Consider the following 24,182-nt stretch of genomic DNA (forward strand, 5'->3'; position numbering starts at 1 on the left):
CCGGATCCACCCCCTAAGTGGGGTGGATCCGGGCCCTTGCCGTTCCCGGCCGCCCGACCTAAGGCGCAGGCCGCCCGGAACATCGGGCAAGGTGCCGATGTGGCGCACCCCCCTGGGGGAGGAGGCTTTACCTCAGAACGAGAGAGACCACCACGAGGGGAAACACCGTGTTCGAGTACGAGCTCATCCAGCACCAGGTGCGGGAACTCCACGCCCAGGCCGACCACCAGCGCCTGGTCCGCGAGGCCAAGGGCGACCGCCGCGGCCTGCGCCGGCTGCCCGCCGTCCGCTCCGAGCGGCGCGCCGCGCGTCTGCGCGAGTGCTGACGGGTCGACACCCGGCCGGGGTCGGGACGGAGATGGAAGGGGAGGTGCGATCCAGCGCCTCCCCTTCCGGGCGTCCGAGGGCCGGGATAACCGATCGGCCCGGCCCGGACGGTTATGGCATGCTCGCCTCCATGCAGCAGATATCGGTGAGTCCCGTCTTCGTCGGCCGCGGCACCGAGATCACCGGACTGGGCGAGGCGCTGCGGCGGGCCGGGGAGGGGAAGCCGCAGACCGTCCTGATCGGCGGCGAGGCGGGCGTCGGCAAGACCAGGCTGCTGGAGGAGTTCCTCGACCGGTGCTGCGCGGACGAGGGCGTGGTCACCACCGTCGGCGGCTGTCTGGAGGTCGGCGCCGAGGGGCTGCCGTACGCGCCGCTGGCCACCGCGCTGCGCCGGCTGCACCGGGGGCTGGGCGCCGAGCTGGAGGCCGCCGCGGCCGGCAGCGAGGGCCACCTCGCCCGGCTGCTGCCCGACTTCGGCGAGGCCGACGGCGAACCCAACGACGAGTACGGCCGGGCCCGGCTGTTCGAGCACACCGCGAGGCTGTTCGAGCGGCTCGGCACGGACCGTACCCTCGTGCTCGCGGTCGAGGACCTGCACTGGTCCGACCGTTCGACCCGGGAGCTCTTCACCTACCTGGTCCGCACCCTGCACCGGGCCCGCGTGCTGCTGGTGGCCACCTACCGCACCGACGACCTGCACCGCCGCCACCCGCTGCGGCCCTTCCTCGCCGAGCTGGAGCGGCTGCGCACCGTCCAGCGGATGGAGCTGGAGCGGTTCGGCCCGGGCGAGGTGGCCGAGCAGCTGGCCGGCATCCTCGGCACCGCCGACCCCGACCGGCAGCTGGTCGACCGGATCCACCGCCGCTCCGAGGGCAACCCGTTCTTCGTCGAGGAGCTCGCCACCTCCTTCCAGTCCGGCTGCTCGGCCGGGCTCACCGACTCGCTGCGGGACATCCTGCTGGTCCGGGTCGAGGCGCTGGACGAGGAGACCCAGCGGGTGCTGCGGATCGCCGCCGAGGGCGGCTCCTACGTCGAGCACGCGCTGCTGGCCGCGGTGCTGGACGACGAGGAGGAGCTGATCGAGTCGCTGCGCGCGGCCGTCGGCGCCAACATCCTGCGCCCGGACACCGACGGGGACGGCTACCGGTTCCGGCACGCCCTCGTCCGGGAGGCGGTCTCGGACGACCTGCTGCCCGGCGAGCGGCACCGGATCAACCGCCGCTTCGCCACCGCCCTGGAGCAGCAGCCGCACCTGGTCGGCTGCGACGTCCGGCCGGCCCGGCTGGCCAACTACTGGTACCACGCGCACGATCCGGTCCGGGCCCTGCCGAGCGCCCTGGACGCCGCCCGGGCCGCCCGCCGGCGCAACGCCTTCGCCGAGCAGCTGCGGATGCTGGAGCGGGCCCTGGAGCTGTGGGACGAGGTCTCCGAGGACGTCCTGGCGCACACCCTGCGCCCCTACGACTGGGCCGAGACCTACCCGCCCTGCTCCTGCGACGTGGACACCCACGACGGCGACTGCGAGCGGCTGCAACTGGTCGACGTCCTCGCCGAGGCGGTGGTCGCGGCCCGGCGCAGCGGGGACCGCGAGCGCGGGCTGAGCCTCTCCCGGCGGGCGCTGAAGCTGGTCGACGAGACCCGCGACCCGGCCCGGGCCGCCTGGTTCCGGATGAACCGGGCCCGGATGTTCGGCCACCTCAACCGCTCCAAGGACCAGGACGAGGCGGCCTACGCCCGGCGGCTGGTCGAGCACCTGCCGCCGTCCGCGGTGCAGGCCGAGGTGTTCGCGCTGAGCGCCGGCATCGCCATGCTCAACAACCCGACCGGCGAGAGCGTCGAACTCGCCGAGCGGGCCGCGGCGATCGCCCGCCAGGTCGGCGCGCACGCCGTCGAGCAGCACGCCCGGATGACGCTCGGCACGCTCCGCCACGACCTGGGCAACGACCCCGAGGCCGCCGTCACCGAGCTGACCGAGGCGCTCGCCGCCACCCGTGGGCTCGGCGTCCCCGACCTGATGCTCCGCGGCCTCAACAACCTGGCCAGCCTGCTGCAGTCGCTCGGCCGCGCGGAGGAGGCGGTGGCGCTCGCCCGCGAGGGGCTGGAGACGGCGGACGGCACCGGCCTGCTGCGCAACATCGGCACCCTGCTGCTCGGCAACCTCGCCGAGGCGCTGCTCGACCTGGGCCGGACCGGGGAGGCGGCCGAGCTGCTGGCCGGCGCCGAGCGGACCCAGTACCCGGGCAGCCACGCCGAGTTCCTCGACCGGCTGCGGGGCGAGCTGGCCCTGCTGCGCGGGGACCTCCCGGCGGCGGCCGGCATGCTGGCCCAGGCCCGGGCCTCGGACCGGGTCTGCCAGGTCCAGCACTCGGTGCCGATCTCCCGGCTCGCGGTGCTGATCGCCGCCCGCGGCAGGCGGCCGCTGGAGGCGCGGGCCGAACTGCTCGCGGTGATCGGGGGCCCCGTTCCGGCCGGGAACGAGGCCGCGCTCTACCCGCTGCTCATCGACGGGGCCGCGGCCGAGGCCGACGGCCGGGGCCTGCCGGAGGCCGATCCGGGCCGGCCCGCGGTGCTGGCCAGGATCGCCGAGGTGGCCGCCGGGCTGACTCCCAAGGCGCCGCTGCACCACGGCTGGGCGCGCCTGCTGGAGGCCGAACTGGCCCGGGCCGAGGGCCTGGACACCCCGGTGCAGTGGGCCGTCGCCGTCGAGGCGCTGCGGCCGGCCGGGCTGCCCGGCCCGCTGGCGGCGGCCCTGCTGCGGGCCGGCGAGGCCGGGGTGCTGGCCGGCGACCGGGAGGCCGGGGCGGCCCTGCTCCGCGAGGCCCGGACGCTGGCCCGGGCCCGGTCGGACAGCGCGCTGCTGGCCGAGATCAACGGCCTGGCCGAGCGGGCCGGTCTGGCGCTGACCGCCCGTGCGGCGAGGGCCACCGCGGTGCCCGCGGTCGGCGACTCCTTCGGGCTCACCCCCCGTGAGCGGGACGTGCTCCGGTTGCTCGCCCGGGGCCGTACCAACCGGCAGATCGCGGAGGAGCTGTACATCTCGCCGAAGACCGCGAGCGTGCACGTCTCCAACATCCTCGGCAAGCTCGCGGTGGCCGGCCGGGGCGAGGCCGCCGCACTGGCGCACCGCCTGCGGCTCTTCCCGGACGAGCCGGCGCTGGCCGGCCGCTGACCCGCACGCTCGCCGGTGACCACCGGCCGGACCTGCCCGGACCGGCCGGTGGTCACCGGACCCCGCCGCGTGCTCCCGTGCGCGCCGCGTGAGCCCCCGTCCGCACGCCCCCGCCAACCGGCCCGATCCGGCGGAATCGGGTGCATTTCACCACCCCTTCACCATTACTCTAAGTTGAGTGTGCGTGTCATTGAGTGACCGAAGTGGTGTAGGGTCCCGAGTGGGAACATCGGTGCGGTGCGTCGGCCGGCAGGCCGCCCACCCCCTGGGCCATCGCCCTGACGGGGCGCCTGGTCACCGCGTACGGCCATCAGGTGCGCGGCCGGTGGCCCGTGGCCGGGGCGCCAGGCTCCGGGTCGGAGGGGGAGAGGCCGAGTGAGCTCCACCGATGCGGTGCTGCCCGGAGCCGGACGGTCGGGCGTACCGGACGCCGACCTGTCCGCAGCCGTCCGGCGCGGCCCGGTCCGCCGACTGCTGTACAGCCGATCCCTGCCCGGCACCGTGCTCGGCGCCCTCTGCCTGGCGTACGCACTGGGCGCGTCCCTCGGCTGGGGGTCGCGCCAACTCTCCGTCTTCATGGGGGACTTCGGCCTGGCGGCGGCCGCGCTCGCGGCCGCGCTGTCCTGTCTGACGTACGCCTGTACGGTCGGCGGCCCGGCCCGCTCGGCCTGGCTGCTGTTCGGCCTCTCCTCGCTCATGGTCGCGTTCGGCAACGCCACCTGGGGCTGGTACGAGCTGGTCGAACCCGGCAAGCAGCCGCAGGACTCGCTCGCCGAGTTCGCCTTCCTGCTGTTCGCCCCGCTCGCCATCACCGGCGTGCTGGTGCTCTCCCAGCGCCCGCGCAGCGCCGCCGGCTGGCTCTGCCTGCTGCTGGACGGCTGGCTGGTGGCCGGCTCGCTGTTCACCCTGAGCTGGAGCCTGGCGCTCGGCCGGATCGCCGCCGGCGCGGACGGCTCCGTGGTGGCGCTGGCGACCAACCTGGCCTACCCGGTGCTGGACATCCTGCTGGTCAGCCTGGTGGTCGGGCTGCGCTTCGGCGGCCGCGACGGCAACCGGGCCGCGGTGCACACCGCGATGATCGCGCTCGCCGTGACGGTGCTCTGCGACGCCCTCTTCACCTCGCCGGAGCTGAAGAGCAACTACCACTCGGGGGAGCTGCTGGACGCCGGCTGGTTCGCCGGCAGCCTGCTGCTGGCCTGGGCCCCGTGGTCGCCGCGCTGGCGCCGTCCGCTGCGCGAGCACCCCTCGGTCGGCGGCCTGCCGCGCCGCCGGGTGGCCACCACCTTCAGCGCGCTCACCCCGTACGCGGCGGCCGCCGTCTGCACCGCCGGGATCCTCTACAACGCCCTCGGCGGGCGGCCCCTGGACCGGGTGGTGGCCGCGGCCGCCTGCACCGTCGGCCTGGCGCTGATCCTGCGCCAGGGCGTGATGCTGCTGGACAACCTCTCGCTGGCGCAGGAGCTGGCGCACAAGGAGGCGCACTTCCGCTCCCTGGTGCAGGGCTCCAGCGACGTCATCATGATCGCCGGCGCCAACGGCGTGCTCTCCTACGTGTCCCCGGCCGCGCTCGGCGTCTACGGGCGGGATCCGGAGGAGCTGGTCGGCGGCAACCTGCTGGACCTCGTCCACCCCGAGGACGTGGACCGGGTGCTCGCGGAGGTCCGCCGCTTCCTGGCCCGGGGCCGGCTCGCCGCGCTCCGCTCGCCCGCCGCCGCCGAGCCGTCCGCGGCCCGGGTGGAGTGCCGGATCAGCTCCGGCGCCGGCGAGTGGCTGCACGTCGAGTCCACCGTCAACCGGTACCGCGACGGCCTGATCCTGAACAGCCGGGACGTCACTGAACGCGTCATACTGCAGGCCCAGTTGCAGCACAACGCCTTCCACGACCCGCTCACCGACCTGCCCAACCGGGCGCTGTTCGCCCAACGGCTGCGCGCCGCCCTCGCCACCCGCGGCCAGCAGGGCGGCGCGGGCGCCGGGATCGCCGTGCTCTTCCTCGACCTGGACGGCTTCAAGGCGGTCAACGACAGCGCCGGCCACCAGGTCGGCGACGAACTGCTGGTGCAGGCCGCCCGCCGGCTGCAGGGCGCGGTGCGCAGCGGCGACACCGTCGCCCGGTTCGGCGGGGACGAGTTCGCGGCGCTGGTCTGCGGCCCGCTCGGCCGGCTGCAGGTCCAGGAACTCGCCGAGCGGCTGCGGATCGCCCTCTCCGAGCCGTACTGGATCGGCGGCGCCGAACTCAGCGTCGCGGCCAGCATCGGCATCTCCTTCGGCACCCCCGAGCGCGGCCCGGCCGCCGATCCCCGGGCCGCCACCGACGAGCTGATGCGCAACGCCGACCTCGCGATGTACCGGGCCAAGTCCGAGGGCAAAGGCCGGGTGGTGCTCTACACCCCGGCGATGCGGGCCGACCTGGAGCGCCGCACCGAGCTGGAGGAGCGGCTGCGGGTGGCCGTCCGCGAGGGCGGCTTCACACTGCTCCACCAGCCGGTGGTGGACCTCGGGACCGGCGCCGTCACCGGCGTCGAGGCCCAGGCCCGCTGGCGCTCCGCGCAGGGCCTGCTGCTCACCCCCGCCGAGTTCCTGCGCTCCGCCGAGCACGGCGACGCGGCCACCCGGTTCTCCCGCTGGCTGATCCACGAGGCGGTGACGGCTGCCGCGCTGCGCCGCGGGCTGCCGGCGAGGACCCGCTCGGCCGCGGCCCCGGTGCCGGTGTCGGTCCGGCTCTCGGCGCAGCGCCTCTGCTCGCCCGGCATGTACGAGGCGGTGGTCGCGGCGCTGCGCGACACCGGGCTGCCGGCCGGCCACCTGGTGGTCGAGGTGGCCCGGATGGGCCCGGACGCGCTGGCCGACGAACTCGGCCGCCGGCTGGCCGCGCTGCGCCGGCTCGGCGTCTCGACCGCGCTGGCCGGCTTCGGGGCGGGCAACGGCTCGCTGGGGGCGCTCGCCCGGCTGCCCTTCGACAGCCTCAAACTGGACCGCACGCTGGTCCAGGACCTCGGTGACTCGCCGCTCGGCCGGACGCTGGCCGGGCACGCGCTGCGGCTCGGCCGGGACCTCGGCCTGGTCACCGCGGCCGAGGGGGTGGACCTGCCGCGCCAGGTGGCCGTCCTCCAGGAGCTGGGCTGCCGGCAGGGCCAGGGGTCGGCCTTCGCCCCGCCGCTGGACGAGACCCGGCTGCGGCGGGCGCTGGTGCGCCGTTCCTACCCGCTGCCGCGCCCGCTCGGCTCGCTCTCGGCGCGGCGCGCGTACCTGGCCGCGGACACCCGGACGGGTGGCCGCGGCGAGCCCGGCGGGGGGCGGTCCGGGCCCCCTCACAGCCCCTCCGACCTGCCCGAACACCGGGCCGCCGCGGGCCCGGGGCACGGTCCGCATGGCGAGACTGTCGTCCCACCTGCTTGACAGTCGACCCCGCACGGGAGGAAGGTCGTTGCCATGCGCACCCGAATTCTCGTACTTGGCGGGCGCGTCGGCTGAGCGGGCGATGCCCCGCTCGTGACAGACCGACGCGCCACCCCTCGCATGCCCTTGGCACGAGGGGTTTTTTGTTGCACTGACGCTGTTCCACTCCGCAAGACCACTGGCCCCGGCCGCCCGATTCCCCCCGATTCCGGAGGGCGAGGAGGGACGATTGGGGCAGAGCCGGCGATCGGCCCGACACGCGGGACCCCACCCTCAGCCACTTGGGGCCCGCAACCACCCGGGCCGGCGAAACCCGAGAAGAGACAGGCAGATGACTGAGCACGCCGCATCCCCCCGCCGCGGGGACACCCCGGCCGCCCACGCTCCCGCTCCCCAGCACGTCGTCGAGACCATGACCGGAGCCCAGTCGCTCATCCGCTCGCTGGAGGCCGTGGGCGCGGACACCGTCTTCGGCATCCCGGGCGGGGCCATCCTTCCCGCGTACGACCCGCTGATGGACTCGACCAAGGTGCGCCACATCCTGGTCCGCCACGAGCAGGGCGCCGGCCACGCCGCCACCGGTTACGCCCAGGCCACCGGCAAGGTCGGGGTCTGCATGGCCACCTCGGGGCCGGGCGCGACCAACCTGGTGACCCCGATCGCCGACGCGTACATGGACTCCGTCCCGATGGTGGCGATCACCGGGCAGGTCGCCTCCAAGGCGATCGGCACCGACGCCTTCCAGGAGGCGGACATCTGCGGCATCACGATGCCGATCACCAAGCACAACTTCCTGGTGACCGACCCCGCCGAGATCCCCCGGGTGATCTCCGAGGCGTTCCACATCGCCGCCACCGGCCGACCCGGCCCGGTGCTGGTCGACATCGCCAAGGACGCGCTGCAGGCCACCACCACCTTCCGCTGGCCGGCCGAGACCTCGCTGCCCGGCTACCGCCCGGTCACCAAGCCGCACGCCAAGCAGATCCGCGAGGCCGCGAAGATGCTGGTGAGCGCCCGGCGCCCGGTGCTGTACGTCGGCGGCGGGGTGCTCAAGGCGCACGCCACGGCCGAACTGCGGATCCTCGCCGAGCTGACCGGCGCCCCCGTGGTCACCACGCTGATGGCGCTCGGCGCCTTCCCCGACAGCCACCCCCAGCACCTGGGCATGCCCGGCATGCACGGCACCGTCCCGGCCGTCACCGCGCTGCAGAAGTCGGACCTGCTCTTCACCCTGGGCGCCCGCTTCGACGACCGCGTCACCGGCAAGCTGGACAGCTTCGCGCCCTACGCCAAGGTCGTCCACGCCGACATCGACCCGGCCGAGATCGGCAAGAACCGCCCGGCCGACGTGCCGATCGTCGGCGACGCCCGCGAGGTGCTGGCCGACCTGATCGTCGCCGTCCAGGCCGAGTTCGACGCCGGCCACCGCAGCGACTACGCGGACTGGTGGGTCAAGCTCAACGAGTGGAAGAAGACCTACCCGCTGGGCTACGAGCCGGCCCCGGCCGGTCAGCTCTCCCCGCAGCAGGTCATCGAGCGGATCGGCCGGCTGGTCGGCCCGGAGGCGATCTACGCCGCGGGCGTCGGCCAGCACCAGATGTGGAGTTCGCAGTTCATCCAGTTCGAGAAGCCGGCCACCTGGCTGAACTCGGGCGGCGCGGGCACCATGGGCTACGCGGTGCCGGCCGCGATGGGGGCCAAGGCGGGCCGCCCGGAGACGGCGGTCTGGGCGATCGACGGCGACGGCTGCTTCCAGATGACCAATCAGGAACTCGTCACCTGCGCCCTGAACGACATCCCGATCAAGGTCGCGGTCATCAACAACGGTTCGCTGGGCATGGTCCGCCAGTGGCAGACCCTCTTCTACAACCAGCGCTACTCCAACACCGTGCTGCACGCCGGCCCGGACCACGACGGCATCGAGCCGCCGGCCCAGGGCACCCGGATCCCCGACTTCGTGCTGCTCTCCGAGGCGATGGGCTGCGTCGGCCTGCGCTGCGAGCGCCCGGAGGACCTGGACGCGGTGATCAAGCAGGCGATGGAGATCAACGACCGCCCGGTCGTCATCGACTTCATCGTCCACCAGGACGCCATGGTCTGGCCGATGGTCGCGGCCGGCACCAGCAACGACGAGATCCAGTTCGCCAAGGGCGTCCGGCCCGACTTCGGCGACGACCTCGACTGACGCCCGCTCCGGAACGCCAAGGGAACAGAGACCCCATGTCCAAGCACACCCTCTCCGTCCTGGTCGAGAACAAGCCCGGCGTGCTCGCCCGCATCGCCTCGCTGTTCTCCCGTCGGGGCTTCAACATCGACTCCCTCGCCGTCGGCCCGACGGAGCACCCGGACATCTCCCGGATGACGATCGTGGTCAACGTCGAGGACCTCCCGCTGGAACAGGTCACCAAGCAGCTCAACAAGCTCGTGAACGTGATAAAGATCGTCGAACTCGACCAGTCCGCTGCGATCCAGCGGGAACTGGTCCTGGTGAAGGTCCGCGCCGACAACGAGACGCGGTCGCAGATCGTCGAGATCGTCCAGCTCTTCCGCGCCAAGACGGTCGACGTGTCCCCCGACGCGGTGACCATCGAGGCCACCGGCAGTTCGGACAAGCTGGAGGCCATGCTCCGGATGCTGGAGCCGTACGGCGTCAAGGAGCTCGTCCAGTCCGGCCTGGTGGCCATCGGCCGCGGCGCCCGGTCGATCACCGACCGCTCGCTGCGCGCCCTCGACCGCAGCGCGTAGCGCGGTCGTCTCACCCCCTGAAGCACCGTCCCACACCCTGCCGGGTCCACGTACCGTGGGAACGTACCCGGCAAGACCATCACGCAAGGAGATGTGCCCCCGTGGCCGAGCTGTTCTACGAAGACGACGCCGACCTGTCCATCATCCAGGGCCGCAAGGTCGCGGTCATCGGCTACGGCAGCCAGGGCCACGCCCACGCGCTGTCCCTGCGCGACTCGGGTGCCGACGTCCGGGTCGGTCTGAAGGCCGACTCGAAGTCCCGCGCCAAGGCGGAGGAGGCCGGCCTGCGCGTCGTCACCCCGGCCGAGGCCGCCGCCGAGGCCGACGTCATCATGATCCTGGTGCCGGACCCGATCCAGTCCGACGTCTACGAGGAGTCCATCGCGCCGCACCTGAAGGCGGGCGACGCCCTGTTCTTCGGCCACGGCCTGAACATCCGCTTCGGCTTCATCAAGCCGCCGGCCGACGTCGACGTCTGCATGGTCGCCCCGAAGGGTCCGGGCCACCTGGTCCGCCGCCAGTACGAGGAGGGTCGCGGCGTCCCCGCGATCGTCGCCGTCGAGCAGGACGCCTCCGGCAAGGCCCTGGAGCTGGCGCTGTCCTACGCCAAGGGCATCGGCGCCACCAAGGCCGGCGTCATCAAGACGACCTTCACCGAGGAGACCGAGACCGACCTGTTCGGTGAGCAGGCCGTCCTCTGCGGTGGCACCGCCGCCCTGGTGAAGGCCGGGTTCGAGACCCTGGTCGAGGCCGGCTACCAGCCGGAGATCGCCTACTTCGAGTGCCTGCACGAGCTGAAGCTCATCGTCGACCTGATGTACGAGGGCGGCCTGGAGAAGATGCGCTGGTCGGTCTCCGAGACCGCCGAGTGGGGCGACTACGTCACCGGCCCCCGCATCATCACCGACGCCACCAAGGCCGAGATGAAGAAGGTCCTCGCCGAGATCCAGGACGGCACCTTCGCCAACACCTGGATCGCCGAGTACAAGGCCGGTCTGCCCAAGTACAACGAGTACAAGAAGGCCGACGAGGACCACCTGCTGGAGACCACCGGCAAGAAGCTCCGCAAGCTGATGAGCTGGGTCAAGGAAGAGGCCTGAGCCTTAAGGCTCCGCCCCCTTCGGGACCTGTCCGATTCCGTAGGGTCCTTGTACAACTAGGCTGCTCCCGTCCGGGTGATTTCGCCGGACGGGAGCAGCCTGGTACCCAGCCCGTCGATACACTTCCGAGTGCGCGTCAGGCCCACAGCGTCGTGCGTCTACCTACGCGGCATGCCACCTTCCCCCCGCCTTCCACGCCACCTACGTGCCGGGGGGAACCGGACAGTTAAGGACCACTGTCGTGAGCACTGTGACCAAGACCGCCGTTGTACTGATCGCCGAAGAGCTGTCCCCCGCCACCGTCGACGCCCTCGGGCCGGACTTCGAGATCCGCCACTGCAACGGTGCGGACCGCACCGAGCTGCTGACCGCGATCGCGGACGTGGACGCCATCCTGATCCGCTCCGCCACCAAGGTGGACGCCGAGGCGCTGGCCGCCGCCCACAAGCTCAAGGTGGTCGCCCGCGCCGGCGTCGGCCTCGACAACGTGGACGTCGCCGCGGCCACCAAGGCCGGCGTGATGGTCGTCAACGCGCCGACCTCCAACATCGTCACCGCCGCCGAACTCGCCTGCGGCCTGCTGATCTCGGTCGCCCGCAACATCGCGCCGGCCAACGCCGCCCTGAAGCAGGGCGAGTGGAAGCGCAACAAGTACACCGGCGTCGAGCTGAGCGAGAAGGTCCTCGGCGTCGTCGGCCTCGGCCGGATCGGTGTGCTGGTCGCGCAGCGGATGTCCGCGTTCGGCATGCAGATCGTCGCGTACGACCCCTACATCCAGGCCGCCCGCGCCGCGCAGATGGGCGTCAAGCTGGTCTCGCTGGAAGAGCTGCTGGAGATCTCGGACTTCATCACCGTCCACCTTCCGAAGACGCCGGAGACCATCGGTCTGATCGGCGACGAGGCGCTGCACAAGGTCAAGCCCAGCGTGCGCATCGTCAACGCCGCCCGCGGCGGCATCGTGGACGAGGCCGCGCTGGCGAGCGCCCTGCGCGACGGCCGGGTGGCCGGCGCCGGCCTGGACGTCTACGCCAAGGAGCCGTGCACCGACTCCCCGCTGTTCGGCTTCGACAACGTGGTGGCCACCCCGCACCTGGGCGCCTCCACCGACGAGGCCCAGGAGAAGGCCGGCATCGCGGTCGCCAAGTCCGTCCGCCTGGCGCTGGCCGGCGAGCTCGTCCCGGACGCCGTCAACGTCCAGGGCGGCGTGATCGCCGAGGACGTCCGCCCGGGCCTGCCGCTGGCCGAGCGGCTCGGCCGGATCTTCACCGCGCTGGCCGGCGAGGTGGCCGTCCGCCTGGACGTCGAGGTCCGCGGCGAGATCACCCAGCACGATGTGAAGGTGCTCGAACTGTCTGCCCTCAAGGGTGTGTTCGAGGACGTCGTGGCGGAGACGGTGTCCTACGTCAACGCCCCGCTGTTCGCCCAGGAGCGCGGTGTCGAGGTGCGCCTGACCACCTCCAGCGAGAGCCCCGAGCACCGCAACGTGATCACCGTCCGCGGCACCCTGGCGGACGGCGGCGAGATCGCCATCTCCGGCACCCTGGCCGGTCCGAAGCAGACCCAGAAGATCGTCGGCGTGGACGCCTTCGACGTGGACGTGGCGCTCACCGACCACATGGCGTTCTTCAAGTACGAGGACCGCCCGGGCGTGGTCGGCGTGCTCGGCCGCCACCTCGGCGACGCCGGCATCAACATCGCCGGCATGCAGGTGGCCCGCGACGGCAGCGGCGCGCTCGCCTCGATCACCGTGGACTCCCAGATCCCGCAGGAGGTGCTGTCGGCGATCGCGGCCGAGATCGGCGCCCGCTTCGCCCGCTCGGTCGACCTGGGCGCCTGAGCCCCGGCAGAGCCGTTCCGACAGGGCCCGGACCACCGCCGCGCGGTGGTCCGGGCCCTGTCGCGTCCGGGGCCGGACCGGCGCTCCGGGTGAGTCCCGTCTCAGATACTAGGAAATCCAAGTATTCGTGCAGACAGGCCAGGGTGCGGGTCGTACCGTGGAAGAGCCATACGGTGCGCCGCCCCTGCAGCCAGGGTGTGCGGCCCGTGTGCGCCCGTACGCCGTGGGCAGGCGATCCCCGCCCGGCGTGCTCCCGCTCCGCCGTGAGCCCCCCTGGCGACGCGCTTCGCCGGCACCCCCCTCTCCCCACCCTCTGCGCCACTGCCCGGCGCATTCGATCCAAGGAGCCCGGTATGCCTCCCACCGCAGACCGCCACGCCACCCCCGCCCCCGCCACCACCGCCCGTGCGCCGCGCCGCCGCCGCGCGACCGAGCGGCCCCCGTTCGCCGCCGCCGCGCTGCAGCGCGCGCTGGACCGCCGTGACAACGGTGGCGTGACCGGCCACCTCTGAGCGGGCCGCCTCCGGGCGTCCTGGGCCCAGGGCCGCTCGCCGCTGGGCCGGGCGGGCCTCGCCCTCCGGAGCCGGCGTTCATCTGCCGAATAGCCCGCACGGCCTGACGGTGAGTCACTCCCGAGAGTGCACGTGGCACCCGTTGGAGGGATGTTGCTCGCGCTGTCCGGCGCGATCATCCTAATTTGGGGCCCCGGAAGGGTGATCGGCGTCCGCGCGGGCGGGCGTCAGCGGCACGGCGTGCGGATCAGTTCCCCTTGCCGGGGGAGAAGGCCCAGTGCGTCAGCCACCCGTCCGTCGTCCGATCGCCCGGATCGGCCTCACCCTGGCCCTGCTGGCGGGGCCGTTCCTGCTCACCGCCGCCCCGGCGGCCGGCAGTCCACCGACGGCCGAGCCCCCCGGCGCCGGCCGCCCGGCCTCCGTCCTGCTGGAGCTCGGCACCGAGGCCGCAGGTCCGGCCTGGCGGCAGGCGGCCACCGAGGCCCGGCGGGCCCGGCGCTCCCCGGAGGCCGTCCGCCAGGAAGCCGCGCGGGCCGGAGCCGAGCAGGTGACCCGGGCGTCCGAAGCGCTCGACCGGCTGGCCCGGGCCGTCCGCGGCACGGCTCCCACCGTCCGCGAGCTGTACCGCACCCGAACCCTGCTCACCGGACTCGCCGTCACCGTGCCGGCCTCCCGGCTGCCCGCCCTGCGCGCGCTGCCGGGCGTCCGGGCCGTCCACCCCATCGTGCGCAAGCAGCGGGACAACGCGCACTCCGTGCCGCTGACCGGTGCGCCGTGGGTCTGGGACGCCGGATCCGGTGACGCCGGGGCCGGCAACACCGGTCAGGGGGTGCGGATCGGCATCATCGACAGCGGCATCGACTACACCCACGCGGACTTCGGCGGCCCCGGCACCGAGGACGCGTTCAAGGCCGTGGACGGCGCCAAGCCCGCACCCGCCGGCCTCTTCCCGAACGCCAAGGTGGTCGGCGGCCGCGACCTGGTCGGCGACGACTACAACCCGGACCCGGCCTCCCCGCACCACCAGCCCGACCCGCACCCGGACGACAACCCGATCGACTGCGCGCTCAACGGCCACGGCACGCACGTCGCCGGTACCGCCGCCGGCCTCGGCGTCACCACCGACGGCCGCCCCTACCCCGGCCCCTACCGGCCCGGCCTCGACCCGGCCGGCTTCGCGGTCGGCCCGGGCGCCGCGCCCGGCGCGCAGCTGTACGCGATCCGGGTGTTCGGCTGCGACGGCGCCACCGACCAGCTCGCCCAGGCCCTCGACGTGGCCGCCGACCCGAACGGCGACGGCGACCTCGGCGACCGGCTCGACGTCGTCAACCTCTCCCTCGGCAGCCGCTTCGGCGCCACCGACGACGCCGACGCGATCGCCGTCGACCACCTCTCCGAACTCGGCACCGTGGTGGTCGCGGCGGCCGGGAACGAGGGCGACGTCTACGGCATCGGCGGCAGCCCCGGCACCGCCGCCCGGGCCGTCGCCGTCGCCGCCTCGGTCGACCCGCACAGCGACGCCGACGGCCTGACGGTACTGGCCCCCGAGCCGCTCGCCGGGGTCGTCCCGAGCCACTGGAGCGCCCGCTACCAGGGCTGGTCGAGCGCCGACGTCAGCGGTGAACTCGCCCTGCCCGTCGACCAGTCCGACGGCTGCACGGCGTTCGGCGAGGCCGACCGGCAGCGGCTCGCCGGGCGGATCGCCGTCCTCGCCTGGAGCACCCGGGCGTCCGAGCGGGCCTGCGGCTCCGGGCCGCGCGCGGACCACGCCGCCGACGCGGGCGCGATCGGCGCGCTGCTCGCCGCCGACGACGACCACCTCGCCGAGGTCTCCGGCAACGACCGGATCCCGCTCGCGCTGCTCGCCCGGGCCGACGGCGAACGGCTGCGCCAGGGTGCGGCGAGCGGCCCGGTCACCGTCCGGCTGGCCGCCCCCGGCAACCCGCTGCACGGTGTCGTCTCCCAGGACCAGCCGCAACGCGCCGACACCCTCACCGACTTCACCTCGCGCGGGATCGGCGTCCCCGGCGTGGTCAAGCCCGACCTCGCCGCCCCCGGCGAGACCATCTGGTCCGCCAAGGCCGGCAGCGGCGTCGGCGGCCAGCGCGAGGACGGCACCTCGATGGCCACCCCGCACGTCGCCGGGCTGGCCGCGCTGGTCCGCGCGGCCCACCCGGAGTGGACGGTCGAGCAGCTCAAGGCCGCGCTGATGAACACCGCCGGGGACACCTGGCCCGGCGACGGGCACACCGGCCCGGTCTACGGCCCCGAGCGCACCGGCGCCGGCCGGGCCCAGGTGGACCGCGCCGTCCGGACCCCGGTGGTCGCCTACGCGGCGGGCGAGGGCGCGGCGCCGGGCAGCGTCGGCGTCTCCTTCGGCCCGGTGGCCGTCGGCGGCCCGCTCGGGCTCGTCCGCGAGGTCGAGGTCCGCAACCTGTCCGGCACGGCGGCGCTGTACCGCACCGGCTACGCGGCCGCCACCGAACTGCCCGGCGCCCGCTTCGAGATCGCGCCCGACCGGGTCGAGGTGCCGGCCGGCGGCACCGCCCGGGTCAGGGTCACGCTGACCGTCCCGGGACAGCTGGGCCGCGCGCCCGACCCGACCATCGACACCAGCCAGGGCGGCCGGGCCCGCAGCTACCGGGGCGAGCTCTCCGGGCGGCTGCTGCTCACGCCCGTCTCGGACGACGCGCTGCCCGAGCTGCGGGTCCCGCTGCTCGCCGCTCCCCGCCCGGCCTCGGACCTGAGCGCGGCGGCGCCGGCGCGCGGCACCGGGACCGGCGCCCTGGTCGTGCTCGGCGGCACCCGGGCGCCGGCCGAGCAGCCCGGACTGCTCAGCGCCTTCGCGCTGGGCGGGGAGGGCGCCCGCTGGCCCGACTGCCCGCCCGACAGCGGCGCCGCGGTCGGACCGGGGGCCGGCATCGTCCCGGAGGAGAGCACCGAACCGCAGGCCCCGCAGGACGTCTGCGTCGAGCGCCCCGGCGACCGGGCGGCCAACCTGCGCGCGGTCGGCGCGGCCTCCGACGCGCCCGCCGTCGGCGACGGGCAGGGCATGCTCTACCTCGCCGCGCAGTTCTGGACGCCCGCCGCCACCCCGGTCGGCGTCTTCGCCGTCCGGGCCTCGCTGGACACCGACGGGGACGGCGCCACCGACGTCTTCGTCAAGGCGGACCGGCAGCCCGGCAGCGACGTCCTGGTCGCCCGGTCGGTGGACGCCCGCAGCGGTGCCGAGCTGGACGTCCAGCCGCTGAACGCCCGCTGGGGGGACACCGACACCGCGCTGCTGGACAGCGACGTCCTGGTGCTGCCGGTGCGCCTCGCCGCCCTGCCGGGGGTGCGCGCCGGGCACAGCACCGTCCGCTACGGGCTCTGGACCGGTGTCGCCACCTCGGGCAAGCCCGACCCGGCCGAGGCGTTCTCCGCCGTCGGCCTGCGCGGCACCAGGCCCACCCTCGCGGTCGACGTGCTGCACCCGGCCGTGGACGTCCGGACCGGCCCCGGCGGCCCCGCCGCGGTGGCCGCCGCCCTCCCGCCGGGCACCGTCCTCGATGTCCGGCGCGCCGACGGTGACACCTCCCGGCTGCTCCTGCTCCACCACTTCAACCGGGACGGCCATCGGGGACAGGTCCTCGCCCTCCCCTGACCGATCCGTCCCGTCCCGCCCCGCCGGAGGCCGTCACCGCACGCGGTGACGGCCTCCGGCATCGCTACCCGTCGGCGCGCCCCCGGTGGGCGGCCCGGCGGATCCGGCGCGGTGTGCGGGTGGGCCGGTGGCGGAGCCGGCCGAAGACCCCGGTCAGGGTGGTGACGGCGGCCGCGGCCAGCGCGAGGAGCAGTCCCTCGGTCAGACCGGGCGGGCGGAACGAGCAGCTGATCCGGTCCGCGCCGGCGCCGAGCGGGACACCGATCATGCCGAGGACGGAGGTGGGCGCGGTGGGCCGGCCGCCGCCGGCCGCGCAGGTCCAGCCCGCGGCGGCCGGGACGGAGAGCAGCGCCGTCCCGGTGCTGCCGGGCGGGAGGGCGGCGGCCAGGGTGTGCCCGCCGGCCGTGACCGAGCGGGCGCCGGTCGCGGTGAGCCGCGCGACGGCCGCGTCCAGCGCGCCGGGCCGCAGACAGCCGACCGGCCGGGCCGGGACCTGGGTGAGGGTGTCCGCGCGCAGCACCACCCGCACCACGCCGTCGGCGGGCACCGTCCCCAGCTCGTGGATCGGCACCGCGGTGGTCGGCTGCTCGCCGTCGCTGCGGTAGCTCGCGGCGAGGCCGCTCACCGTGCCGTCGAACCAGACCCCGTGGAAGTACGCGGTGGCGCCCGGGGTGCAGGCCGCGGTGAACGCGGTGCCGTCCGAACCGGCGGGGGTGGCGGGGACGGACCAGCCGCTGCTGCCGTGCTGCGCCGGCTCCGGACCGCCGGCCGGGACCAGCCCGGGGACGTCGTAGACCGGGCCGCCGAGCAGCGACTCCTGGCGCGACCAGACCGAGGAGGTGTCCGGGGCGGAGCCCGCCGGGAGGACGGTGACCAGCGGGGGAGCGGCGGACCGGGCGACCGTGAAGCCGTTCGGCGGCGGCCCGTCGGCGAGCTGGGTCCGGACGGCGAACAGCGCCCGTCCGACCGGGTCCGTGACGCTCCGGGTGAGCCGCCCGCCGGCCGACCAGCCGGCGCCCAGGTCGTGCAGCAGCAGCGCGGTGACGGTGGGCAGGGACCCGCTGGAGTAGCCGCCGCCCTGGCCGTCGAGCAGCAGCGGGTCGTTCGGGGTGAAGGCGTGCGGTCCCGGGTCGCTCCGGGCCCGCGGCCAGTCGGCGGCCTGCCGCAGCGCCGCGTGCGCGGCCCGGACGGCGGCGCCCGAGGACGTCCCGCCGGCCGGCGTGCCCAGCGCGGCGTAGGCCGACCAGACCGCTCCGCCGAGCACCGCGGCGCCCAGGACGGCGGTCGCGGCGGCGCCCGCCCGGCGGTCGGTGTGCCGGTGCTCCAGGGTCCACAGCGCGGCGAGCAGCACCGCGCCGCCCAGCGCGAGCAGGGCCCAGGTCGACCCGCGCACCGGGCGGTGCGCCGCCGCGATCCCGGCCACCAGGGCGACCACGGCGGCGCCGCCGAGCAGCGTCGGGGTGTCGGGCCGGTGCACCAGCGAGACCCAGCCGGCCAGCACCAGCAGCCCGCTGAGCACGAAGGCCGCCCGGTAGGGGCCGCCGGCCGGGATGGCCAGACCGTGCCAGACCAGCACGGTCGGCGTCCAGACGAAGCTCAGCACCACCAGGGCCAGCAGGGCGCACCAGACGATCCGCTCCCGGGGCCGCACCCGCCGGTTGAACGGCAGCCCGGCCACCAGCAGCAGGCCGAGCAGGCCGATCGAGACGTCCGGCAGCGGCCGCCCGCTCTGGGTGCCGGGCAGCAACTGGGCTAGGTGCCCGCCGAGCCCGGAGGGGCCGAGCGGCTGGACGGGGGACTCGGGCTGCGCCTCCTGGGCGGCCCGGACGCCGACGAACAGCACCGGTGCGGCGAGCAGCACCCCGAGGCCGGCCGTGGTGACCGCCCGACCGGTCACCCGGACCACGGCCTTGAACGGCCGCCGGACGGCCGCCAGCCGCACCGCGAGCACCAGGCCGGCCGTGATGGTGGCCATCGCGGCGGTGTAGAGGTTGCCCGCCCAGGCGAGGGCGACGCAGAGGGTGCCGGCCACCCAGCGGCGCTCGTGCAGGCACCAGTCGCCGGCCAGGACGAGCAGCGGCAGCGAGACCAGGCCCCAGAGCCACATCGGGGCCGCCCCGCCCACGGTCGGCACCCAGGCGCAGAGCCCGTAGCCGAGGGCGGCGACCGCCCGCAGCCAGTGCGGGCCGGCGTGCAGGCGGCCCAGCGCGTGGGTCATCAGGCCGGTGCCCAGGCCGATGCTGCCCAGCGCCACCAGGAAGACCGCGAGCTGGGCCTGGTCGCGCGGCAGCAGCGCGGCCGGCCAGGAGAACGGGTTCATCAGGTAGGCGAAGAAGTCGGCCAGGAACGGCGCGCCGTACCCGCTGTTCCAGGTGAACAGCAGGTCCCCGGTGGTCTCGCCGTGGACGAGGTCCCACAGCTGGGCGTGGAACGGCACCGCCGTCTCCGCGGCCCCGGGCGGCCAGGCCCCGCGCAGGGCGGCGGCGAGCGCGTACCCGGCCATGCCCAGGCCCGCCGCGACCCCGCAGGCCAACGCCTCCCGCCGTCGCTCGGCCATGGTGATTCGCCCCGTTCCACGAGGAATGCCGGACCAGTTCGTCGCGAGCATAGACGCGCCCCGGGCGCGGTTTCCGCCTCCCGCGCTCCCTCGTGGGAGTGACGTCCGGCGGGATCCCGCCGAGTGGCCCGAGAGCGTCCGTCAGGATTCCCGGTGGGAGGAATCACCACACGTACGTGCTGGATCCGGCGACGTTGTCCTACGGGCTGACCGGGATCCATCACCAGCAGCTCAAGCTCGACCGGCCGTTCGCGGTCGATGTCGACCTCACCTGACCGGGCGTCCGGATAGTGGACGCGAAGTGTCAGCCCCTGGGACGGCGGAGTAGGGTCCGAGCATGTCTCGCACCATTCGTCTCGCAGTAGTTCCCGGTGACGGCATCGGCCAGGAAGTGGTGGCCGAAGGCCTCAAGGTCCTTGGCGCGGCGCTGCCCGCCGACGTGAAGCTGGAGACCACCGAGTACGACCTCGGCGCCCGGCGCTACCACCGCACCGGCGAGACGCTGCCGGACAGCGTGCTGGCGGAGCTGAAGACCCACGACGCGATCCTGCTCGGCGCCATCGGCGACCCGAGCGTGCCGTCCGGCGTGCTGGAGCGCGGGCTGCTGCTGAAGCTGCGGTTCGCCTTCGACCACCACATCAACCTGCGGCCGGGCCGGCTCTTCCCGGGCGTGGCGTCGCCGCTGGCCGGTGACCCCGCGATCGACTTCGTGGTCGTCCGCGAGGGCACCGAGGGCCCGTACGTCGGCAACGGCGGCTCGCTGCGCACCGGCACCGAGCACGAGGTGGCCACCGAGGTCAGCCTGAACACCGCCTACGGCATCGAGCGGGTCGTCCGCGACGCCTACCGCCGGGCCCAGGCGCGGCCGCGCAAGAAGCTGACCCTCGTCCACAAGAACAACGTGCTGGTGCACGCCGGTCACCTGTGGACGCGGATCTTCGAGCAGGTCGGCCGGGAGTTCCCCGACGTCACCACCGACTACCTGCACGTCGACGCGGCGACCATCTTCTTCGTCACCCAGCCCGAGCGGTTCGACGTGATCGTCACCGACAACCTGTTCGGCGACATCCTGACCGACCTGGCCGCCGCCGTCACCGGCGGGATCGGCCTGGCCGCCAGCGGCAACATCAACCCGAGCGGCGACTTCCCGTCGATGTTCGAGCCCGTGCACGGCTCCGCCCCGGACATCGCGGGCCAGGGCAAGGCCGACCCGACCGCCACCGTGCTCTCGGTCGCCATGCTGCTGGAGCACCTCGGCTTCGCCGCCGAGGCCGCCGCGGTCGAGGCCGCGGTCGCCGCGGACCTGACCGAGCGCACCGGCGCCCGCAGCACCTCCCAGGTCGGCGACGCGCTCGCCGCCCGAGTATCCGGCTGACAGGCCGGATCCGACACGCGGGATCAGGCCGGGAGGCCGGATCCGACAAGCGGTGTTCCGGCCGAAGGGGCCGGGGCGCACAAGCGCACAACCGCGGCCGCCGACTCCTCCTGGGGTCGACAGCTGTTCGGCACGGCCCTCTGGATGCGAGTATCGACAGTGGGCCGTGCCGTCGTGCGTTCGTTCGCCGAAACGTTCACCCGACGGAGGCGGCCCGGACCAACCCCACGGTGAAGGACACACAGCCATGAGCACGCCCACCCAGGCGCCCATCACGTTCGACCTCAAGCCCTCCGCGCACCCGCTGTCCGACGCGGAGCGCGAGGCCCGGCTGGCCAACCCCGGCTTCGGGAGGATCTTCACCGACCACATGGTCACCATCCGGTGGACCGAGGGCCTGGGCTGGCACGACGCCCAGCTGGCGCCGTACGCGCCGCTGGAGATCGACCCGGCGAACATGACGCTGCACTACGGTCAGTCGATCTTCGAGGGCCTGAAGGCCTACCGCCAGGCCGACGGCTCGATCGCGACCTTCCGCCCGGAGGCCAACGCCGCCCGTTTCCAGGCCTCCGCCCGCCGGCTGGCCATGCCGGAGCTGCCGATCGAGACCTTCGTCGAGGCCGTCGAGCACCTGGTCCAGCAGGAGCAGAACTGGGTGCCGAACGAGCAGGAGCAGAGCCTCTACCTGCGGCCCTTCATGTTCGCCACCGAGGTCGGCCTGGGTGTGCGCCCGGCCAACTCCTACCTCTTCATGATCATCGCCTCGCCGGCCGGCGCCTACTTCTCCGGTGGCGTCAAGCCGGTCTCGGTCTGGCTCTCCGAGGACTACGTCCGCGCCGCGCCGGGCGGCACCGGTGCCGCCAAGTGCGCCGGCAACTACGCCGCCTCGCTGGTCGCCCAGGCCGAGGCCGCCGCCAAGGGCTGCGACCAGGTGGTCTGGCTCGACGCCGCCGAGCACCGGTGGATCGAGGAGATGGGCGGGATGAACCTGTACTTCGTCTTCGGCGAGGGCAAGGACGCGAAGATCGTCACCCCCGAGCTCTCCGGCGCGCTGCTCCCCGGCATCACCCGCGACTCGCTGCTCCAGCTCGCCGCCGACCTCGGCTACGCCGTCGAGGAGCGGAAGATCTCCACGGACGAGTGGAAGCGGGGCAACGCCGACGGCACCCTCACCGAGGTCTTCGCGTGCGGCACCGCCGCCGTCATCACGCCGGTCGGCTCGGTCAAGTCCCGCGGCGGGGACTGGACCGTCGGCGCCGGCGAGCCCGGCCCGACCACCATGGAGCTGCGCCGGGCGCTGCTGGCCATCCAGGGCGGCCAGCGCCCCGACACCCACGGCTGGCTGCACAAGATCGTCTGATCCGGAGCCGCCCCGGCCCGTGCCGTTTCGGATCGCGAGACGGCCGGGCCGGACTCCGGAGGGTGTGCCACACTGCGAGCGTGTCCTCGCTTTCGCTGATCATTAGCAGCAGGCGCGCCGGTCCGCAGTGACCGCTCCGCAGTACCCGATGCGGAGCGACCACCAGCGTCCAGACCCGCGCGCAGACCTCTCGCACCCGCGAGGGGTCTTTTGCTTTTCGGGCCCAGCCCGAACGGCACACCCCCGGACCGGCCGGAGCCCCCACAAGGGGCCGAGCGACACCGGGCGCGCGCGGGATGCTGGACAGTGGAGCCGGATCAGAACCGGCAGAGCAGTACCAACCTCCCGGAACGGAGACCCAGGGCCATGACCCAGGCCAGCAACCGCACCGACGACAGCTTCCACGTCTTCGACACCACCCTGCGCGACGGCGCGCAGCGCGAGGGCATCAACCTCACGGTGGCCGACAAGCTGACCATTGCCCGGTATCTGGACGAGTTCGGGGTCGGGTTCATCGAGGGCGGCTGGCCCGGCGCCAATCCGCGGGACACCGAGTTCTTCGCCCGGGCCGCCGCCGAACTGGACCTCCGGCACGCCCAGCTGGTCGCCTTCGGCGCCACCCGGCGGGCCGGCGGCAAGGCGGCCGAGGACCCGCAGCTGGCCGCCCTGGTCACCTCCGGCGCCCCGGTGATCACCCTGGTCGCCAAGGCCCACGACCGGCACGTCGAACTGGCGCTGCGCACCACGCTGGACGAGAACCTGGAGATGATCCGGGACAGCGTGGCCTACCTGCGCTCCCAGGACCGCCGGGTGTTCATCGACTGCGAGCACTTCTTCGACGGCTACAAGGCCAACCGCGCCTACGCCCTGGCGGTGGTCCGCGCCGCGCACGAGGCCGGTGCCGACGTGGTGGTGCTCTGCGACACCAACGGCGGGATGCTGCCGGCCGGCGTCCGCGACATCGTCGCCGACGTCCTCGCCGACTCCGCGACCTACAAGCCCGGTGCCCGGATCGGCATCCACGCCCAGGACGACACCGGCTGCGCCGTCGCCAACACGCTGGCCGCGGTCGACTCGGGCGCCACCCACGTCCAGTGCACCGCCAACGGCTACGGCGAGCGGGTCGGCAACGCCAACCTGTTCCCGGTGGTCGGCGCGCTGGAGATCAAGTACGACCGCCGGGTGCTGCCGCCCGGCAGCCTGGCCGAGATGACCCGGATCTCGCACGCGGTCGCCGAGGTGGTCAACCTGACGCCCTCCACCCACCAGCCGTACGTCGGCCACTCCGCCTTCGCGCACAAGGCCGGTCTGCACGCCTCCGCGATCAAGGTCGACCCGGACCTCTACCAGCACATCGACCCGGAGACGGTCGGCAACACCATGCGGATGCTGGTCTCCGACATGGCCGGCCGCGCCTCGGTCGAGCTCAAGGGCAAGGAGCTCGGCTACGACCTGTCCAGCGACCGGGACCTGGCCGGCCGGGTGGTCGTCAGGGTCAAGGAGCAGGAGAACCTCGGCTACACCTACGAGTCCGCCGACGCCTCCTTCGAGCTGCTGCTCCGTGACGAGGTGCGCGGCAGCCGCGAGCGCTTCTACACCCTGGAGTCCTGGCGGACCATCAGCGAGCAGGGGCCGCAGGGCTTCGCGGGCAACGAGGCGACGGTCAAGGTCTGGGCCAAGGGCGAGCGCCGGATCGCCACCGGCGAGGGCAACGGCCCGGTCGACGCGCTGGACAAGGCGCTGCGCACCGCGCTGGAGCGGATCTACCCGCAGCTGGCCAAGCTGGAGCTGGTCGACTACAAGGTCCGCATCCTGGAGGGCCAGCACGGCACCGGTTCCAAGACCCGGGTACTGATCGAGTCCACCGACGGCACCACCAGCTGGTCCACCGTCGGGGTGGCCGACAACGTGATCGCCGCGTCCTGGCTGGCCCTGGACGACGCCTACACCTACGGCCTGCTGCGGGCCGGCCTGGAGCCGTCCGCCGGGTGAGCCCCCGGGCGGTGCGGCCCACGGACCCCCTGGTCCGTGGGCCGCACCGCCCCGGGGGACGCCCCGTTCACCGCAGGCGGGCGAGGAGGGCGTGTTCGACGAGGGTGATGAGGGCGCTCTTGGCGCTGTCGCGTCGTCGGGCGTCGAGGGTGATGACGGGGGTGTC

The 24,182-nt window shown here is 74.2% G+C and carries 13 protein-coding genes and 1 pseudogene; 12 read left to right on the forward strand and 2 right to left on the reverse strand.

The annotated features are described in order from the left end of the window. The first annotated feature begins 167 nt into the window (after positions 1-167). The 9 genes from ABT263_RS30660 to ABT263_RS30700 all read left to right on the forward strand — a co-directional run bounded on the left by ABT263_RS30660 (position 168) and on the right by ABT263_RS30700 (position 16,732). Positions 168-326 carry a hypothetical protein gene (locus ABT263_RS30660; RefSeq protein ID WP_329489711.1) on the forward strand — a complete coding sequence of 53 codons (159 nt, stop codon included), beginning with the start codon at positions 168-170 and terminating at the stop codon, positions 324-326. Positions 327-445: 119 nt separating this feature from the next. After that, positions 446-3,496, forward strand: a complete 3,051-nt coding sequence (locus ABT263_RS30665; protein WP_352295287.1) for a helix-turn-helix transcriptional regulator — start codon at positions 446-448, stop codon at positions 3,494-3,496. A gap of 471 nt (positions 3,497-3,967) precedes the next feature. Next, positions 3,968-6,895: a putative bifunctional diguanylate cyclase/phosphodiesterase gene (locus ABT263_RS30670; RefSeq protein ID WP_352295303.1), complete on the forward strand. Its 2,928-nt coding sequence runs from the start codon at positions 3,968-3,970 to the stop codon at positions 6,893-6,895. Between the two features lie 331 nt (positions 6,896-7,226). Continuing rightward, positions 7,227-9,080, forward strand: a complete 1,854-nt coding sequence (locus tag ABT263_RS30675; protein ID WP_329489713.1) for an acetolactate synthase large subunit — start codon at positions 7,227-7,229, stop codon at positions 9,078-9,080. A gap of 35 nt (positions 9,081-9,115) precedes the next feature. Continuing rightward, complete coding sequence (ilvN, locus tag ABT263_RS30680) at positions 9,116-9,640, forward strand: acetolactate synthase small subunit (RefSeq protein WP_329489714.1); 525 nt, start codon at positions 9,116-9,118, stop codon at positions 9,638-9,640. A 101-nt stretch (positions 9,641-9,741) separates the two neighbouring features. Continuing rightward, positions 9,742-10,740 carry a ketol-acid reductoisomerase gene (gene ilvC, locus ABT263_RS30685; protein ID WP_329489715.1) on the forward strand — a complete coding sequence of 333 codons (999 nt, stop codon included), beginning with the start codon at positions 9,742-9,744 and terminating at the stop codon, positions 10,738-10,740. A gap of 250 nt (positions 10,741-10,990) precedes the next feature. Beyond that, positions 10,991-12,577 (forward strand): phosphoglycerate dehydrogenase, encoded by a 1,587-nt coding sequence (gene serA / locus ABT263_RS30690; protein ID WP_352295305.1) that lies wholly within the window; start codon positions 10,991-10,993, stop codon positions 12,575-12,577. 353 nt (positions 12,578-12,930) lie between these two features. Further along, positions 12,931-13,089, forward strand: coding sequence for a hypothetical protein (locus ABT263_RS30695; RefSeq protein WP_329489716.1), 159 nt, complete (start codon positions 12,931-12,933; stop codon positions 13,087-13,089). Between the two features lie 277 nt (positions 13,090-13,366). Next, on the forward strand, positions 13,367-16,732 hold the full coding sequence (locus tag ABT263_RS30700; protein ID WP_352295289.1) for a S8 family serine peptidase: 3,366 nt from the start codon (positions 13,367-13,369) through the stop codon (positions 16,730-16,732). 64 nt (positions 16,733-16,796) lie between these two features. Here ABT263_RS30700 and ABT263_RS30705 read toward each other — a convergent pair whose 3' ends face one another. Then, positions 16,797-19,289: a YfhO family protein gene (locus tag ABT263_RS30705; protein WP_352295291.1), complete on the reverse strand. Its 2,493-nt coding sequence runs from the start codon at positions 19,287-19,289 to the stop codon at positions 16,797-16,799. A 337-nt stretch (positions 19,290-19,626) separates the two neighbouring features. On the opposite strand from ABT263_RS30705, the gene ABT263_RS30710 reads away from it, so the two are divergent. The 3 genes from ABT263_RS30710 to cimA all read left to right on the forward strand — a co-directional run bounded on the left by ABT263_RS30710 (position 19,627) and on the right by cimA (position 24,016). Next, positions 19,627-20,664 carry a 3-isopropylmalate dehydrogenase gene (locus ABT263_RS30710; RefSeq protein ID WP_352295293.1) on the forward strand — a complete coding sequence of 346 codons (1,038 nt, stop codon included), beginning with the start codon at positions 19,627-19,629 and terminating at the stop codon, positions 20,662-20,664. 247 nt (positions 20,665-20,911) lie between these two features. Beyond that, positions 20,912-22,024, forward strand: coding sequence for a branched-chain amino acid aminotransferase (locus ABT263_RS30715; RefSeq protein WP_352295295.1), 1,113 nt, complete (start codon positions 20,912-20,914; stop codon positions 22,022-22,024). Between the two features lie 366 nt (positions 22,025-22,390). Continuing rightward, complete coding sequence (gene cimA / locus ABT263_RS30720) at positions 22,391-24,016, forward strand: citramalate synthase (RefSeq protein WP_352295297.1); 1,626 nt, start codon at positions 22,391-22,393, stop codon at positions 24,014-24,016. Positions 24,017-24,083: 67 nt separating this feature from the next. Here the strand turns inward: cimA and ABT263_RS30725 are convergent. After that, a pseudogene (locus ABT263_RS30725) lies at positions 24,084-24,182 on the reverse strand (ATP-binding protein); the annotation flags it as partial.

It is taken from the genome of Kitasatospora sp. NPDC001603 (genome assembly GCF_040298365.1).
Classification (GTDB): Bacteria; Actinomycetota; Actinomycetes; order Streptomycetales; family Streptomycetaceae; genus Kitasatospora.